This window comes from Longimicrobiaceae bacterium, assembly GCA_036375715.1.
Lineage (GTDB): Bacteria > Gemmatimonadota > Gemmatimonadetes > Longimicrobiales > Longimicrobiaceae > DASVBS01.
The window spans coordinates 132,386-148,065 of the sequence record DASVBS010000031.1 but is presented as its reverse complement, the minus strand read 5'-3'; the positions used below and the strand labels follow the sequence as shown (position 1 = coordinate 148,065).

Annotated in this window: 17 protein-coding genes; 3 read left to right on the top strand and 14 right to left on the bottom strand. The window is 66.4% G+C overall.

Going from position 1 to position 15,680, the window contains the following annotated elements; all coding sequences use genetic code 11:
- Positions 1–37 precede the first annotated feature (37 nt).
- From VF167_06055 to VF167_06040, 4 genes are all read right to left on the bottom strand, one after another.
- Entirely contained in the window at positions 38–328 is a 291-nt protein-coding gene (locus tag VF167_06055) for a hypothetical protein (GenBank protein ID HEX6924971.1), read from the bottom strand.
- Positions 329–469: 141 nt separating this feature from the next.
- Positions 470–1,480: a magnesium/cobalt transporter CorA gene (gene corA, locus VF167_06050; protein HEX6924970.1), complete on the bottom strand. Its 1,011-nt coding sequence runs from the start codon at positions 1,478–1,480 to the stop codon at positions 470–472.
- The gene (locus tag VF167_06045) at positions 1,477–1,860 is read right to left on the bottom strand and encodes an SPW repeat protein (GenBank protein HEX6924969.1); all 384 of its coding nucleotides are present in this window, start codon (positions 1,858–1,860) and stop codon (positions 1,477–1,479) included. The genes corA and VF167_06045 overlap by 4 nt, the downstream gene beginning before the upstream one ends.
- 58 nt (positions 1,861–1,918) lie before the next feature.
- Positions 1,919–2,833: a cobalamin-binding protein gene (locus VF167_06040; protein ID HEX6924968.1), complete on the bottom strand. Its 915-nt coding sequence runs from the start codon at positions 2,831–2,833 to the stop codon at positions 1,919–1,921.
- Between the two features lie 125 nt (positions 2,834–2,958).
- Here VF167_06040 and thyX point away from each other — a divergent pair, with 125 nt between their 5' ends.
- Positions 2,959–3,741 carry an FAD-dependent thymidylate synthase gene (gene thyX, locus VF167_06035; GenBank protein ID HEX6924967.1) on the top strand — a complete coding sequence of 261 codons (783 nt, stop codon included), beginning with the start codon at positions 2,959–2,961 and terminating at the stop codon, positions 3,739–3,741.
- 34 nt (positions 3,742–3,775) lie between these two features.
- Here the strand turns inward: thyX and VF167_06030 are convergent, their stop codons facing one another.
- The 3 genes from VF167_06030 to VF167_06020 are packed head-to-tail and all read right to left on the bottom strand — an operon-like array spanning position 3,776 to position 7,167.
- Positions 3,776–4,597, bottom strand: coding sequence for a hypothetical protein (locus VF167_06030; protein ID HEX6924966.1), 822 nt, complete (start codon positions 4,595–4,597; stop codon positions 3,776–3,778).
- Positions 4,594–5,589: a Gfo/Idh/MocA family oxidoreductase gene (locus VF167_06025; GenBank protein HEX6924965.1), complete on the bottom strand. Its 996-nt coding sequence runs from the start codon at positions 5,587–5,589 to the stop codon at positions 4,594–4,596. Before VF167_06025 ends, VF167_06030 begins: the two co-directional genes overlap by 4 nt.
- A gap of 3 nt (positions 5,590–5,592) precedes the next feature.
- On the bottom strand, positions 5,593–7,167 hold the full coding sequence (locus tag VF167_06020) for a GMC family oxidoreductase (protein HEX6924964.1): 1,575 nt from the start codon (positions 7,165–7,167) through the stop codon (positions 5,593–5,595).
- A 182-nt stretch (positions 7,168–7,349) separates the two neighbouring features.
- Between VF167_06020 and VF167_06015 the strand changes: the two genes are divergently transcribed.
- Positions 7,350–8,012 (top strand): PilZ domain-containing protein, encoded by a 663-nt coding sequence (locus VF167_06015; protein ID HEX6924963.1) that lies wholly within the window; start codon positions 7,350–7,352, stop codon positions 8,010–8,012.
- A 32-nt stretch (positions 8,013–8,044) separates the two neighbouring features.
- On the opposite strand, the gene VF167_06010 is transcribed toward VF167_06015, so the two are convergent.
- Together VF167_06010 and VF167_06005 are read right to left on the bottom strand one after the other, a co-directional pair.
- Complete coding sequence (locus VF167_06010) at positions 8,045–8,260, bottom strand: hypothetical protein (GenBank protein HEX6924962.1); 216 nt, start codon at positions 8,258–8,260, stop codon at positions 8,045–8,047.
- 14 nt (positions 8,261–8,274) lie between these two features.
- The gene (locus VF167_06005) at positions 8,275–8,742 is read right to left on the bottom strand and encodes an HIT domain-containing protein (protein HEX6924961.1); all 468 of its coding nucleotides are present in this window, start codon (positions 8,740–8,742) and stop codon (positions 8,275–8,277) included.
- A 138-nt stretch (positions 8,743–8,880) separates the two neighbouring features.
- On the opposite strand from VF167_06005, the gene VF167_06000 reads away from it, so the two are divergent.
- Complete coding sequence (locus tag VF167_06000; protein HEX6924960.1) at positions 8,881–9,558, top strand: hypothetical protein; 678 nt, start codon at positions 8,881–8,883, stop codon at positions 9,556–9,558.
- 18 nt (positions 9,559–9,576) lie between these two features.
- Here VF167_06000 and VF167_05995 read toward each other — a convergent pair whose 3' ends face one another.
- The 5 genes from VF167_05995 to VF167_05975 all read right to left on the bottom strand — a co-directional run bounded on the left by VF167_05995 (position 9,577) and on the right by VF167_05975 (position 15,484).
- Positions 9,577–10,110 (bottom strand): DUF5698 domain-containing protein, encoded by a 534-nt coding sequence (locus VF167_05995; protein ID HEX6924959.1) that lies wholly within the window; start codon positions 10,108–10,110, stop codon positions 9,577–9,579.
- Positions 10,111–10,169: 59 nt separating this feature from the next.
- On the bottom strand, positions 10,170–11,342 hold the full coding sequence (locus VF167_05990; GenBank protein ID HEX6924958.1) for a bifunctional oligoribonuclease/PAP phosphatase NrnA: 1,173 nt from the start codon (positions 11,340–11,342) through the stop codon (positions 10,170–10,172).
- Positions 11,343–11,436: 94 nt separating this feature from the next.
- Complete coding sequence (locus tag VF167_05985; protein HEX6924957.1) at positions 11,437–13,104, bottom strand: EAL domain-containing protein; 1,668 nt, start codon at positions 13,102–13,104, stop codon at positions 11,437–11,439.
- A complete protein-coding gene (locus VF167_05980; GenBank protein HEX6924956.1) occupies positions 13,101–13,490 on the bottom strand; it encodes a response regulator in 390 nt (129 codons plus the stop codon). Before VF167_05980 ends, VF167_05985 begins: the two co-directional genes overlap by 4 nt.
- A gap of 110 nt (positions 13,491–13,600) precedes the next feature.
- On the bottom strand, positions 13,601–15,484 hold the full coding sequence (locus VF167_05975) for an ABC transporter ATP-binding protein (GenBank protein ID HEX6924955.1): 1,884 nt from the start codon (positions 15,482–15,484) through the stop codon (positions 13,601–13,603).
- Between the last annotated feature and the right edge of the window lie 196 nt (positions 15,485–15,680).

Below are 15,680 nucleotides of genomic sequence, written 5' to 3'. Positions count from 1 at the left end.
CCTCCTCGCGCCTCGCGGGGCGATTCGCGGAGCGGTGTCACTCTCCGTAGAGGGCCCCCGCCAGAATCCCGATGGCGCGCTGGCAATTATGACAATAGAGCGCGGCCGCGTAGTCGCCCTCCGGGTCGGTCACCGAGGCGAACCCGTTCGGATCGATCTCGGGCTCGATGAAAGCGAGCACCTCGATATGTTCAGGACCGCACCGCGGGCAAGGCACGTCCGACGGATCCTTACGATAAGCCATCAGGAGCTCCAGCGCCTCGGCGTCCGTAAACGGTCCCTTCGGCTGCGGGAGGGCGCTCCCTTCGAGTCCGGCGATTCGATTCATCCGCCCCTCCTGATTCTGCAACACGCTCCTCACGAGCGCATATGCTTGAATTCACTTGATTTAGCGCCTATCTGAAGGGGCAATCTCTGCAACAAGCGTACTCAACTTCGAATCCGGGGCGCCCGGCAGCCGCGATCTCCCCTACAACCACCGTCTGGAGCGGAAAAACGCGAGCAACCCCGCGCCGATTGCCGCCATCACCAGGAGCGAAAGGAAATACCCCACGCGCCAGTGTAGTTCCGGCATGTAGTCGAAATTCATCCCGTAAATCCCCGCGACCAACGCCATGGACATGAGGATGATCGACCAGGCGGTCATCGTGCGCATGGTGGTGTTCAGCCGATTCGCGGACATCGAGAACTGTGCATCCAGCAGCGCCGACAGGAGCTCCCGCAATGCGTCGATCTCCTCGGTGACCCGGATGATGTGGTCGTGGATGTCCTGGAAATACGGCACCATCTCCGGGCGCAATACCGGTAGCTCGCGCCGGAGCAGGGCGCTCAGCACCTCTCGTTGCGGTGCGACGATGCGGCGGAAGGTGATCAGCTCCTGGCGCAGGATGAGGATCTCCGCCATCGAGGGGCTGCGCCCCTGCTCGAAGATGGTCGCCTCGAGCCGTTCGGCGCGCGCGGAAAAGTGCTCGAGCACCGGGAAGTAGTCGTCTACGATCGCATCGAAGAGCAGGTATGCGAGCTGCGCCACCTGCATGCTGCCCTTGGGCGCGGACCGCCACCGCGCCATGATCTCGCCCACCTCCTCGACCCGATAGTCGTGCACCGTGACCATGAACCGGTTGCCGAGGAAGACGTGGATCTCGTTGAGCGCCATCCGATCGCGCGTGGGGTTGATCGCGGCGGCATAGAGCACGATGAAGAGGTAGTTGTTGTAGCGGTCGACCTTCGGCCGCTGGCGGCCGCGCACGCAATCCTCCACCGCCAGAGGATGGAAGCCGATTTCGTCGCGCAGGAATTCGGCCTGGGCCGGGCCCGGATTGAGTACGTCCATCCAGACCACGGGTGTCTGCGCGTTCGGGTCAGCCTGCCGGATCCCCTCACGAATCAGCCTGGCGCTCTCGCTCTCGGGGATCGAGTGGACCCCCGAATCGAGACAGGCGAACGAGCGGATTGCGGGGGCAGGGGGCGTTCCGTTCAATCCACTCCCGCCCGCGCTGCCCGGCGCCGCTCGTAACCGGGAATGGTATGGCTCGCCACGGCGAGGATCAGAAGAAGTAGACCGGCCACCAGATGCGGCGCCCAGACGCGCTGGTCGAAGTTGAGCACCCAGGGCGACGCCGCGAGCAGGATTCCCACGATCGCATCGATCCAGAGGTGCAGCGGCATCTGGATCCACCTGCGCAGACCGAGCTCGTGGTCGGTGAGGAGGGCGGTGAGTGCAACGGCGAGCGCCAGGCCGACCGCGATCCAGCTTTCCGGGTTGGCGCCGGCAAAGCCAGCCCACCAGGGGGAGGTGCCGATCGCGATCGCAAGAACATAATCGAGAGCGCCGTGGGCGCGGGTGGAAATCGCGGCCATTTTCTTCTGGAGAGCGTGGAGAGAAGGTCCGGGAGCAAGGGTGCAAAGCCCGCGCCCACTACGTTCTAGCGCAGCGATGCGCGGTGTTGTCGGAGGGACTTTCTGGAAACACTTCGGGATGAAGGATGGCAGCGAGCGCCTCTACGCCCTCGGCGACCCGCGGCCCGGAGCGACTGAAACGTGCACTGTCGAGCGCCCAGATCCGGCCCTCTGCAACCGCCCGCGGTGCAACCCGCCGGATGCGGTCCTGGAAGCGCTCGGCTTCCGCCGCGGCACGCTCGAGACCGTAGCCGCAGGGTTCCACCAGGACGATGTCCGGATCGAGTCCCTGGAGATCGTCCCAGCTCACCTGGACGGAACGCTGGCCCGGGACCCCGGCCAGGCAGCGGCCGCCGGCCAGCGATACCATCTCGGGAACCCAGTGGCCGGGGACGAATGGCGGATCGAGCCATTCGAGCAAAAGCACCCTCGGAAGCGGACAACCGGCCACCGTGGAGGCGATTGCGTCGATGCGACGTCTCAGCGCGGCGGCACTCTGCTCGCCTTCGCGCGCCGCACCGGCAGCGACGCCCACGATCTCTACCGACGAAACGATATCCTCGATCGTGTGCGCGTCCAGGGAGAGGATGCGCGGCGGACGGGGAAGGCGCTCGGCGACCTCGCGGACCGACGGGGTGGGCACCGCGCACACCTCGCAGACCGCCTGCGTCAGCACCAGATCCGGACGGAGCGAGCCGAGCATCCCGGCATCCACCTCGTAGACGCTACCGTAGCGCTCCATTGACCCCCTCACCGCCGCGTCGATCTCCGCGCTGTCCATACCAGCGGGATCGAAGCGTACCCGGCTGACCCTCGGCCGATCCAGGACTTCGGGCGGGTAATCGCACTCGTGTGATATGCCCACCAGGTCGGTGGTCAGCCCGAGGTGGTGGAGGATCTCGGTGGCGCTGGACAGCAGCGAAACGATACGCACGGTGGCTCAGCAGGGGACTCTCGAGGGCAATTCGCGGGGGCGTTCAAGCCTCTGGTTTCATTCTGGCGTGCTCGCGACACCCGCGCTACCTTGAGCGACCACTCCAACCGACCGCAGGAGGAACCGTGCAGATCATCCGTCGTCCGCGAGTCACTGTCATCGCACGTCAGCAGTTCATCTATCCCGAGCACATCCGTTGGGAGAGCGACAACGACGTGCCTGGCCAGGTACTGGCGGAGTTCGCCGGGCGACTGTGTTATCTGTCCTTCGGGGCCGACGCGGGGCTGGAGGGTGGCCACAAGACAATTCAGGGCCGCACCACGAACGAATCGTACCTCGCCAACATCCTACAGGTGAAGCACGGCAGCGTGCTGGAGCACGCCGTCTGGTCACTGCTAATCGAGGGGGTGAGCCGTGCGCTGACGCACGAGCTGGTGCGCCATCGGGCCGGGTTCGCCTTTTCGCAGCTGAGTCAGCGGTACGTCGACGAGTCCGAAATCGGCTTCGTGCTGCCGCCCGAAATCGCCGAGGGGAGCCAGGCCTACGAGGTATGGGTGGGCGCCTGCGAGGCTTCGCTGGAGGCTTACCGAGCCCTGCTCGCGGAGATGACCGCGAAGGTTGGTCAGGAGGGCTCAGCCACCTCGAGGAAGAAGCGCGCTCGGCAGGCCGCCCGCTCCGTGCTCCCCAACTCCGCGGAGACCAAGATCGTCGTGACCGGAAACGCGCGGGCGTGGCGGCACTTCATCGAGATGCGAGGGAGCGCCGGCGCGGACGCGGAGATCCGCCGCCTCGCGGTGGCCGTGCTCGGCCTGCTGCGTGAGGAAGCGCCGCACATCTTCGGCGACCTGAACGTCATCCAGCTGGAAGACGGCACGGAGGTGGTGGAGACCCCAAACAGCAAGGTGTGACGGGAGGGGCCCCGGATGCCCCTGCCGGCCGTCGTTACAGCAACCCCGCTCTCGCCTCCCCGAAGGCCGCCACCAGGCTCCCCAGCACGGCCAGCCAGATCGCCACGTAGAGCGGCACGAAGTACTGGCGCCGGGTCAGCATCTCAGGGTGGGTGATGGGCTTCCCGGCGAACTTGCCGCGCGGCTTGCTCGGAAAGAAGAAGGTCTTGTAGGTCTCGATCGTGGCGACGCTGTAGCCAGCGCCGGCGACCCCGATGTAGAGCCAGCGGTCGGTGAAGAAGGCCATCACCACCGCCCAGAAGAGCGAGATCAGCGGGCTGCGGAAGAACTTCAGGATCTCGAAGCCCTCCACGGGCGCATCCTTCCACGCGCCGCCGAAAGCGGTCAGCCACCCGCCGAAGGAACCGATGGTCACCAGAACGAGCCAGGGCGGCAGGTCGGGCATGGTGCGCTGCAGGGTTTCGACCCCCCACACGCTCGCCGCCAGCACGATCAGCACACCGCAGAGCACCGACCATCGGGCAGCGCGGTTCTCGACGGGCTTGCCGAAAATCCCGAACTGCATGGGGATGAAGTACTTGGACTGATCTTCCTCGCGGATGTAGCCCTTCCACAGCTCCAGCAACAGCCGTTCGCCAGCGTACACCAGGCCGAAGAACACCGCCCAGTCTCCCGCGGTCTCCAGCGGGAACCGCAGCACCGCGTGCAGCACCAACGCGACCACCGCGCCCACGATGATGCTCCGCGAATACTTAGGCCAGGTGAATCCCTCGTGAATGGAGTCCTTGTACATCCCCCAGGTGGAGGCGTGCGCCCCCGCCACCGCCCCGATCACCATCGCCGTCAACTCGTTCACGCTTCCATCTCCATCCCGTCCAGCCCGGGTGGCAGAGGCGAGGCGTATGCCTCCTCGACCAGCTCGAGGTCTCGGCGCGCCATCGCCAGGGTGAATCGCGGGGCGCGCCGCTCGCGCAAGGCCGCGAAGAAATCCTCGAACATCGCTCGATAGCCGAGCAGGTCCCGCGGGTCCGGCAGCTCCAGGCGGCGTCGACGACCTCGCACCATCATCCCCAGCCCGTTGGACTCGAAAGTCAGGGCGCCCTCGGTGCCGAAGATGGCCGACAAACGCAGCCCCCGGAGCGGCGAGCCGATCTCCCACGAATGGTACAGCGTCCCCACGGCTCCGCCCGCGTACTCGAACACCACGACCATGGTCCGCTCCGGACCCTCTTGCGGACCGGGTCGATATCCGTGCACCCGCCGCACCTCGAGTCCGAGATTTGCCATGAAGTTGACCCAGTGGATCCCTCCCTCGAAGAGGGCGCCTCCCCCCGCCAGCTCCACCAGGTCGCGCCAGTCCCCCGTGCGCTGCTTCTTGAGCGCGCGCACCGAGAGGATACGCGGCTCGCCGATATCGCCTGCGGCAATTACCCGCCGCACGCGCTCCGCCAGCGGCTTGTAGAAGTAGTTCTCGGCAACCATCACCTGCCGGTTCGCGGCTTCTGCAGCCGCCTGCAGCGGGGCGAAATCCGCGGAATGCATCAGCGGCGGCTTCTCCAGGATCACGTGCTTGCCGGCCGCCAGGGCACTCAAGGTGAGCTCGAGGTGAGTCGCGGGCGGCGTCGCCACCAGCGCCACCTCGACCTGCGGATCCTGCAGGGCCGCCTGGTACGAGCCGAACGCGCCCGCGCCGCGGAACCGTCGGTTGAACTCTTCCGCGCGGCGAACGTCGCGGCTGGCGTAGTAACGCCGGACTGTCGGGAAGCGGCGCAGGGTGCGGCTGTGCAGGCGGGTGGCGAAGCCACAGCCGAGGAAGACGAGGCCCATCGAGTCCCGCTGGGGCTCCATCCTTCAGCTCCGCGCGACCCGCTCGCCCACGCGCAGCGCGTTGGCCGCGATCGTCAGGCTGGGGTTCACCCCGCCAGAGGTCGGCATGAATGAGCCATCCACCACGTAGAGATTCGCGATTCCGCGGAACTGGCAGAACTCGTCCAGCGGAGCCCGACGCGGATCGGGGCCGGCGCGCACCGTCCCCACCGCGTGCGAGAAGGTTTCCACCTCGTGGACATGCACCACGTGAGCGCCCGGCACGCGGCCGAGGATCTGTTTTGCCCTGCGCACCAGCGCCGCGCGCGCCGCGAGGTCGCGTTCCGTGTAGGCGTGGGCGATACGGGCGCGCGGCAGCCCCACCGCATCCGCCCCGCCGCGCTCCAGCTCGATGCGGTTTTCCCAGCGCGGCTGGTCCTCCGCGATGACCTGGAGCCCGGTCATCCGCAGGGATGCAGGGGCGATCGCCCTCGCCATCGCCCGTTCGAGCGCGCGCCCGAGGCCGCCAGCCCTCGCCAGCCTGCGCGCCGGCCCCCGCAGAATCCCACCCGGCTGTGGATGCATCACCTGCTGGATGTTCCCGAGCTTGTCGGCCGGCCCGCCCTCCGGGTCACCGAAGTAGAAGTCGTTGATGGCAACCTGCTTGTGATGGAGACCCTCCGGGTTGGGCGCCTTCGGGAAGAAGGCGTAAACGAAGGCATTACAGTGCCGCATCAGGTACCTGCCTATCGCGTCCCCGGCGGAATTCTCTGAAGCCAGGCCGGAGGCGAGAAGCAGGTGCGGCGAAGCCAGCGCCCCCGCCGCCAGGACGACCCGCTCGGCACGCAGCTCCCGCCTCTCCCGCTTGGTTCGGTCGTAGACCTCCACCCCCACCACTCTCCCTCTTCGCGCCTCGAGCCGAATCGCGACGGTGGCCGGGCGCAGCTCCAGACCGCCTTCGATCAGGCGCGGGATCACGCGGGAGGCGAGGTCGTGCTTGGAGCCGCTGTGGCAGGCGTACCCGTCGCAATAGAGGCACGCACCACTCCGCTCGTCGAAGGCCAGCGGGATGCGGAAGGGGTGCAGCCCCATCTCCTGCGCTGCCTCCACAATGCGGCGGGAGATCGGCGCCAGCGCCACCGGCGAGCGCGGATAGGGCGCACTTCGGGGTGGCTCGGTGGGATCCTCCCCCGCGCGGCCTGCTACGCCCAGGAGCATCTCGGCACGGGCATAATGAGGCTCGAGATCGTCGTAGCTGAACGGCCATTCTGCCCCCGAGTTCCCCACGATCTGCGCGGGCGGATGAAAATCCTCCCGGCGAAGGCGGAATGCCGCGCCGCCGTAGAACACCGACGGCCCACCGACGCATGCACAGATCCCCTCGTGGTGCCGTCGCTTTCGCTGACGTACCTCGTACGCCGTCTCGAGCGTGTAGGCCGGAGTGAGCTGAAAGAAGCCGCGCACCGGATCGGCCCGCTGCGGTCCCTCGGGCACCCAGTCCCCGCGCTCCAGCATCAACACCCGCTGACCCGATTCCACCAGCGGCAACGCCACCATCGCGCCGCCGAACCCGCTGCCGATGACGATGGTGTCGTAGACGCTGGATCGCAGAGCTGTCATCCGATCGATGTAGCTGCCTTGGGCCGTGGCGCCGGCAAGCTACCCGACGCGTGCGGCCGGTACAAGGTCTCGGCGCGTTTGACGCTCCGCCTGCGGAAGCTGTATCATGAGGAAAAACCTGACGATTCCCTCGCCGACGTATTCCTGGCCCTGCCACGGGGCGATCCGCAGCCGCGACCCGCATGCGCACCAACTTCTATCCGATGCAGGCCATCGCGGTCCAGCCCCCCTGGGAAGGTGAGGAGGTCTGGTTTCCGAGCCTGGTGCTCGACTACGAGGAGGGGAAGTCACTCAGCATCGGTGCCCCGCTCAACCGGGGGCGCGAGGTGCTGGTGCCTACGGGCACCCGTGTCCGGCTGCAGCTCGCACTCCCCGACGGGTTGCGGCGCTTCACCGCGGTCGTGCAGCGGCGACATGCTCCGCCAGGATCCCCGATCATGCTCGAGCTGTCATGGCCGGAGGATTTCCAACGCATTCAGCGGCGCGACAACGTACGGGTGGACGCGACGCTGCGGGTCGAGGTCTGCCGCATTCGTGACGACGACTCTCTCGGCCCGCCCCTCTTCGGCGCCACGGCCGACATCAGCGCCGGCGGAACGCGCATCCGGCTCGCCGAACCGATCGAGGTCCTCACCCCCGTTCAGATCACCTTCACCTTCCCGAACGAAGAGGAGCACGTCGTTGAGGGACGGGTGCTTCGACGCGGCGAGCTCACGCAGGCTCTGACCGACCTGCGCCACTGGGCGGCTGTCGAGTTCACCGAGATTTCCGAAGTGGTGCGACGGGAGATCGTTCGCCTGGTTTTCGACCTTCAGCGCGAGCAACTCCGGAAGGGCGTGTCTTAGGGGGGCGGCGCACGTCTCCGGCCGGGATCCGGTCACCCGGACCGCAGTCGTCGCACTTCCTCGCGACAGGCAAGGAGCTCCGAGCGGAGCTCGTCACGGTCGCGAAGGGCCACGTCGAGGCTCATCCGCAGGCGATCGAGCGTGCGCTGCTGCTCTCGCACCGCCACGATGAGCTCGGCCACCGGAGCGTGCTCCGGATCTCGCTCCATGCGGTCGAGCTGTTCTTCGGTGAAATACTGATCAGGCACGAGGCGTGTTCATCTTACGAGGTCGAGCCGACTAGCTCGACGCTCCCCTGCAGGGCCTGGTTGATCCGCGCCGCCATCACGTCGAGCTCGGAGCGGCTGGGCACCGGGCTCGAGGAGCTGGGAAGCTGCAGCGGGAAAGGTTGCCCCTCCGGCACCGGCAGCAGGTGCAGGTGAAAGTGGAAGACGTTCTGGCCGCCATCCGCGCCGTTGGGGGAGAAGAGGTTGACTGCCCGACAACCCGTTGCGCGCGCGAGGCCGGGCAGGATGCGGCTTGCGGTGGCGAAGGTTCTCGCGGCCAGCGCTTCGGGCACGTAGAAGAGGTTCGGATAGTGCGGCTTGGGGACGACCAGCACGTGCCCCGGGTAGAGCGGCTGGATGTCGAGGAAGGCGATTACTTCCTCCTCCTCGTGGATGATACTGACCGTCTCCTCCCCTCCGATGATCCGACAGAATACGCAGTTGGGGTTTCGAGTCTCGTCCACTCCCTCCCTCCTCGGCTGGCGGTGCCCGCACCTCTCCACCGCCGCGGCGTGCAAGACACACGCCGACACTTGTCCCTCGGCCAGGAAAGTGCGACACTTCCGGCCAAATCTCGGCCGCTAACCGGTCACTGACACATCATGCATCGGACGGATTCGACCCTCAGCGGACGCGCCTCCCGAGCTACCTCCGCGAGCCAGAATCGCGGAACCATAACGCCTCTCTTTCCCCTCCTCCTGCTGGAGACGCTGCGCGACCGGGACCGGCCCGAAGAGGTCCTGGAGGACGAGGACGTCACGGTCAGCATGCCGCGCCGACTCGGCCTCAGCGACGTGGTCGGCGTGCAGATCCGCCGCTTTCAGGAGGAGGTACGCGCCCGCCGGCTGCAGTCAGCGGCAAACGTGATCGACCTGATGCGGCTGGTGGTGCGCCGTCCCGACGCGGCAGAGATCTTCGCGGAGGCGGGGCGCAGGCTGGCCCGACATGGCTGGTCACAGCGATCCTCCACCTCGCGGCTCTTGCTGCGCGTCGCCCCCAAGCCGATCTCCCGCATCGCCGCGCGACGCGCCGCGCGCCGCCTGTTCCGACAGATCGCCGGCGACGCCAAGCTCCACGTGGGCCGCTGGCCGATCGACGTTCGCCTGCACGACTCGATCAGCTCGCGGGCCGATCCCAACGGCGCGGCCTGCTCGTTTTACTCCGGCGCGTTCGCCGAGGTGATGCAGCTGCACACCGCCAAGCGCTACCGCGTGGTGCACTCGGAGTGTATCTGCCGGGGCGCCTCGGAATGCCACTGGACGGTGGAGGTCGAGGAGTGACGTCGAGCCGGAGCGTCGTCATTTGCGGCGCCTGCCGAACATCCAGCCGCGCTGGATCATGCGCGGCTCACCCACCGTGACGAACGCCTCCGGATCCCACAGGTCCACCTCCTTGAAGACGACCGGCAGGTCGCGACGGCGCAGCACCGCGTCGACCACCTCCACCCGCCCCTCTCGCCCCAGGCCTGAGTACTCCGTCACGCCGAACCCGCGATCGCGGAGCGCTTCCGCCAGCTCCACCCCGCCATGGCGTGAGACAACGCGTACGGTCGCCATGCCGAACGCCATCTTCTCCTCGATCAGCATCCCCACCAGCGTGCCGGTAGAGAATCCGAGCCCATAGCCGAGCAGGTGCAGCGGCGAATCCAGGTAACGGATCGCGTTACCCACCGCGAAAATCCAGAAGAGAACCTCAAAGAAGCCGATCACCGGCGCCATCAGCTTCACCCCGCGCATCGCGAGCAGCATGCGCAAAGTGGCCAACGAGACGTCGACGATCCTCAGGCAGAATATGACCAGCGGCCCCCACGCGGAGGCGAAGAGTGCTTCCATTGTCGACCCGGGCACGTGACTGGAGGAGGAGAAGCTAGAAGCTAGAAGCTACTCCCAGCCTATTCCTCTATCTCCAGCTCGCTCTCTTCCCTCATCCTCTGCACTTCGTCCGATTTGTCCACCTCCAGCCCCGCCGCGTAGAAGAGGCTCCTCCGGATCTGTCGATTGAAGAGCGCCCACTTGGCTTCCCGTTCCTTGCGGTCGCCGGTGCTCGCGGCGAGAAAGCCGAGGTCGATCTCGAATCCCCCGGCGCGCGCACGTCCTCCCCCGAAGTATCTGCCGCTCAGGTCCCGCCCGAGAGCCTTCTTGAGGTACGCATCCACTCCGAGGGTGGCGTTGGTGGTCCGCAGGCTACCGGAGATCATCTCCCGAGAGTCCTCCCCTTCGATGATCCCATAGACCACAGCCGTGTGCACGTTCTCCTCGGTCAGCAGGAAGTCCGCCGCCTGCGGAATGGCGTCCCGGTCGACCCACCGCAGGTAGCCCACCCCCGCCACCGAGAGCCCCCCGCGAATCACCCGCTCGGCGAGCGCGCGCTGGATCGTGTCCATGGTACCACGCGATTTCTGCACGCAGAGCACACGCTCGAGCAACTCCGCTTCGATCAGCGGCGAGAGCTGCGCAGCGGCTGCGTACTCGGGACGGCCTGCGCGGATGAAATGGCCGGTCTCGCTGTGCAGACCGTGCATCAGTGCCGTGGCCAGGTTCACGTGCGACGGATTGCCGGGATCCAGCTTCAGGAAGAGCCCGCTGTCGAGGTATTCGGTCATGATCGTCGCCGCCGCCCCGACCGGCCGGATGTCGGAGAAGACGGGCTCCAGCTCGTCCTGCAGGTCGTGGTGATCGATGACCGCGAAGGTGGGAACCCCCGCCGCCTTCAGCCGCGGGGTCAGCCGCGTCGTCGTCCCCTGGTTGTCGATGAAGACCGCGGCGTCGTATCCGCCCAGCGGGATCCCCTCGTGGAACTGGGTCAGCTCGATCTCAAGCAGGTTCACCAGCGCCAGGTTTTCGGGGTGGCTGATCAGCCCCTCGTAGAGAATGTCGACGCTGATGTTGAAACATGCCGCAATCTCCCGGTAGGCGAGGGCAGACGAGATCGCATCCGGATCCGGAAAATCCTGAATGGCAACCACGTGCCGCTCTCCGGCTCGCGCTGCGAGCAGGTCCTTCAGCTCCTGTGCGGGATTGCGGGCGGGCTGGTCGGCCCCGGCGGGAGAGGTCGGGGACGGCATGGCGGAACGAGCAGTCGATTCCACGGAGGCGATCTTCCTTCCGATACGAGACGACTTCGTTGCACGGGTGCGCACGCCAGCGGCGTGCCAGGGTTCAGCCGGAAGTGCGGCCCATGGGGGTGGTCATGAAGCGGGGCTTGTGGAAGAGGAAGCCCTGCGTCAGGTGCACCCCCAGCGACTTCACGCTCTCGTACTCCTCTTCGCGTTCGACCCCCTCGGCGATCACCTTGATCCCATGGTCGTTGGCGAAGCTCACCATGGTCTCGACCAGGTTCTGCTTCATGAAATTCGTATCGATCCCCGAAATCAGGGAGATGTCGAGCTTGATGAAGTCCGGCGACAGGTTGGCGATGCTGCCCAGACCAGCGTAACCCGATCCGGCGTCATCGACCGCGAAGCGAAACCCCTGCTCCCGGAAGGTGCGCAGGTACTCCTGGAAGGCGGGATAATCGGTAATGGCCGTACGCTCGGTGATCTCGAGCACGATCCGCTGCGGATCCTCGACGCCCAGACCGTCGAGGCCGAGATCGCGAAACGAGGGGTCGCGGAAGTCGTGCGGATCGATGTTCAGGAAGAGGAGCTGGTGCGGCTCCAGGTGCTGCGGAATGCCCTCGATAGCGCGACGACGACAGAGCCGCGAAAGCTCCCAGATGAGGTTCGCCTCGTCGGCGACACCGAACATCACCTCGGGCGAGCGCAGGCCACGCATCGTTCCGCGCGCCAGTGCCTCGTATCCGTACACCTCCTTCGTGCCGGTGACCACGATCGGGTGGTAGGCGATCTCGACCAAGCCCTCCCTCAAGACCGTCTTCAGATCGGCGATCTTGCGGGTGCGCTCGCGGTTTTCGACACTGCGGGCCGCCTGGGCCGCCTCGCGAATTCCCCGATAGATCATCCGCTCGGTGCGGATCTTCGGGTTGCGGAAGATGGTGGTGGCGCCAATGTAGATGCCGAACAGTCCGCTGATGTCCTCCCCGTGCACCGCCTCCAGCTCCTGCTGGATGTGGCGCTCCAGCTCCTCCGCGATCTCGTTGATGCGCGCCTCGCTGACCTCCGGACCATCTCGCAGCTCGGTGAAGAAGATGAAGTCGTCGTCCCCCGTGTGGGATACCATGATCAGGCTTTCTTCATCTCCCCGCTGCCGGTCGTAGAAGGTGCGGACCGCATTCGCGGTGGTCTGCAGCACCTCGTCCAGCTTCTGCCAACCGTAGATCTCCTCCAGCTTCGAGTAGCGGACGAACTCGATGTAGAGGATGGTTAGTCGGCCGGTGCGCTCGAGCATGGTGCGGCCACGCTCGATCATCACCGGCAGGGTGGGGAAGCCGGTGAAGCGGTCGTAGAGCAGCTCCTCGTAACGGAGATGCTCCGCGGCGCGTGAAGTGAGCTCCGGGTGTTCGGCCTCCCTGCCCCGCCGTAGCGCGCCGTTCAGCCGCCCTACCACCTCATCGACCGTGGCGGGAAGGAGGATCCACTCGTCGGTCCGTGCCTCGATCGCTTCACGCACTTCTTCGCCCGAGACACACGCAGCGACCAGCGCGGCGCCACGGGCGCGGGTCTCCTCGCGCAGGCGCTTCAGCGATCCGGTGAGGCTGGCCTCAACGAGTACGATGTCGGGGTGGGTCCTCAGACCATCCAGCAACTGCTGCTCGCTCGATCCTCCGTTGGCGCCCCCGACGACAATGAGCTCGGCGGACAACTGGGCCGCTGCCCCCGTTACCGCCTCCTGTAACGTGGGCTCCTGCACCCGCGCGAGAATCTTCACGATGCGCGCTCTCCCGCTGCGAGGTTCCTGCGGACCTTCTCTTCCAGCTCGCCCAGATCGACGGGCTTGACGACGTAGTCGTCAGCCCCGGACCGCATCCCCTCGAACTTGTCCTCGAAGGCACCCTTGGCGGTTACCATCACCACCTTGGTGGTCGCGTGGTCAGGGTGGTTCTTGATCGTGCGACACACCTCCCAACCGTCCATCCCGGGCATCATCACGTCGAGCAGCACCAGGTCCGGCTGCACTTCCTCCACCTTCGCCAGCGCGGACTTGCCGTCTACCGCCGTGGCGACGCGGTACCCTCGCGACTCCAGAAAGGTGCGCAGGATCTCCACATTGTCACGATTGTCGTCGACTACGAGGACCGTCGCTTCTCTGCTCAATTACCCTCCCGGCTGAGGCCGCTTTCAAGGCAGCGGAGGTCACCCGCAGCACCTCCCTCCTGCCCCGCCGAGCCGGCCAAACCGGGCAAAAAGCAAGCCATATCAAAAAGTTACGCGGCCTCGTCGCGACGCACGAACTGCAGCTCGTAGAGCCGTCGGTACAGGCCATCCTGCCGCAGCAGCTCCGCGTGGGTTCCCCGCTCCCGCACTTCCCCCTGGTGCAGAACCAGGATCTGGTCGGCGCTGATCACGGTGGAGAGGCGGTGGGCGATGACCAACGACGTACGCCCCTTCATCAGCTCGTGCAGCGCCTGTTCGATGTGCGCCTCGAGCTCCGCGTCGACGGAGCTCGTCGCCTCGTCGAGCACCAGGACCTGCGGGTCGAGGGCCAGCGCCCGGGCGAAGGAGACGAGCTGCCGCTCCCCCACGGAGAGCGAGGCCCCGCGCTCTCCCAGCGGCTGCCCGTAGCCCAGAGGAAGCCGCTCCACGAAAGGCTCCAGGCGCACCCGTCGAGCAGCGGCACGCACTCGCTCCTCCCCGATGTCTTCCCTGCCCAGGTCGATGTTGAAGGCCACGTCCTCGCTGAACAGGAACACGTCCTGGAGCACCAGCCCGATGCGGGAGCGAAGCTCCTCCAGCGGCACGCGGCTGATAGGGACCCCATCGAACAGAATCTCCCCCCGCTGCGGCTGGTAGAACCGCATCAGCAAGTTGATGATGGTCGACTTTCCCGCCCCCGTCGCACCCACGATCGCCACGCGCTCGCCGGGCGCCGCCCGGAAGCTGACCCCCCGCAGTACCCAATCCTGCTCTTCTTCGCTCCTCCCGTCCCGTGCGCCATAGCTGAACCAGACGTCGCGGAATTCGATCTCCGCGCCAGTCGGATGTCTCGCCGGGGGCTCGCCGGAGGCACTCCCCGCCGCCACCAGGTGCCTGCCTTCCCTGTCCCCCCTCGGGGGCAGTCGTAGCGGATGCTCGGGAACCGCTTCCTCGGGCTGCGTGTCCAGCAGCGCGAAAATGCGCTCGGAGGACGCCATCGCCCCCTGGAGCAGGTTGTACTTCTCCGAGAGGTCCTGAATCGGCCGGAAGAATCGCTGCGCCCAGAGCAGGAAGGCGGTGATGGTGCCCACTGTCAGGCTCTCGTCCATGATCTCACCGGCGCCGTGCCATAGAATCAGGGCCAGGGCAATCGCGGTGAACACCTCGATCACCGGGAGGAAGAGCGCGTAGTAGGTGATCGATCGGAGCTGCGCCTCCAGGTGGTCACGGTTGACGCGCTCGTAGGCTCGTGCCGCGTCCTCCTCGCGACCGAAGAGCTGGATCACCCGCATCCCGGTGATCCGCTCCTGGAGGAAAGCGTTGATGCGCGCGACACGAATGCGGATCTCCCGATAAGCCTTCCGCACCAGGCTTCGGAACACGAATGCCGCCACGAAGACGAGCGGCAGAACCGCGAAGGTTACCAACGAAAGCCCCAGGTCGAGCCGGAGCATCGCGGTGACGATGAAGACGAGCGTGAAGAGGTCGCCGAAGACAGTGACGACGCCGGAGCTGAACAGCTCGTTGAGCACCTCGACGTCGTTGGTCACGCGCGTCATCAGCCGGCCGACCGGGTTGCGGTCGAAGAACCGGAGAGGCAGGCGCTGCAGGTGGGCAAAGACCTCGACCCGCAGGTCGTACATGACCCTCTGGCCGAGCCAGGTGGTCAGGAGGGTCTGCGCATAATCGAGCAGGAAGGTCCCCAGCAGCGTCGCCGCGTAGAGCCCCACCAGCAGCCACAGTAGTCCCACATCTCCGGTGGGAATGGCGTGGTCGATCGCTGCGCGGGTCAGCAGCGGCCCCACGATCTCCAGCGCCGCGATCGAGATCAGCACCGCTACGGCGAGGGCGACCCTCCCGCGGTAGGGCTTGAGGTAGCCGAGCAGCCGGCGCGCAAGGCGTGAGTCGTACGCCTTGCCGTAAATCTCCTCTTCGTGGATCCCTTTTTCGCTCAAGCCTCTCCTCGCGTGCGGGGGCCGTGTTCAAAAGCTCGAACCCGGCGCCGATACTTCTGTTCGACAGCCGCTAACGGATAACGCCTCAGGGGGAAGCCCGGTAGGGTGCTGGCCGTAGCACCCGCGCCGGCCTCGCTGTCGGGAGCGTTTCCGTTTCGTCGTGCTCGTGCTCTGGATCCCTGACACCATGATGTCA

Excerpts from the sequence above, each read along its gene's own strand:
- VF167_06045 (HEX6924969.1), bottom strand. The coding sequence starts at position 1,860 with ATGGCCGCGATTTCCACCCGCGCCCACGGCGCTCTCGATTATGTTCTT.
- VF167_06020 (HEX6924964.1), bottom strand. The coding sequence starts at position 7,167 with ATGACAGCTCTGCGATCCAGCGTCTACGACACCATCGTCATCGGCAGC.
- VF167_06015 (HEX6924963.1), top strand. The coding sequence starts at position 7,350 with ATGCGCACCAACTTCTATCCGATGCAGGCCATCGCGGTCCAGCCCCCC.
- VF167_06000 (HEX6924960.1), top strand. The coding sequence starts at position 8,881 with ATGCATCGGACGGATTCGACCCTCAGCGGACGCGCCTCCCGAGCTACC.
- VF167_05990 (HEX6924958.1), bottom strand. The coding sequence starts at position 11,342 with ATGCCGTCCCCGACCTCTCCCGCCGGGGCCGACCAGCCCGCCCGCAAT.
- VF167_06055 (HEX6924971.1), bottom strand. The coding sequence starts at position 328 with ATGAATCGAATCGCCGGACTCGAAGGGAGCGCCCTCCCGCAGCCGAAG.
- VF167_06025 (HEX6924965.1), bottom strand. The coding sequence starts at position 5,589 with ATGGAGCCCCAGCGGGACTCGATGGGCCTCGTCTTCCTCGGCTGTGGC.
- VF167_05995 (HEX6924959.1), bottom strand. The coding sequence starts at position 10,110 with ATGGAAGCACTCTTCGCCTCCGCGTGGGGGCCGCTGGTCATATTCTGC.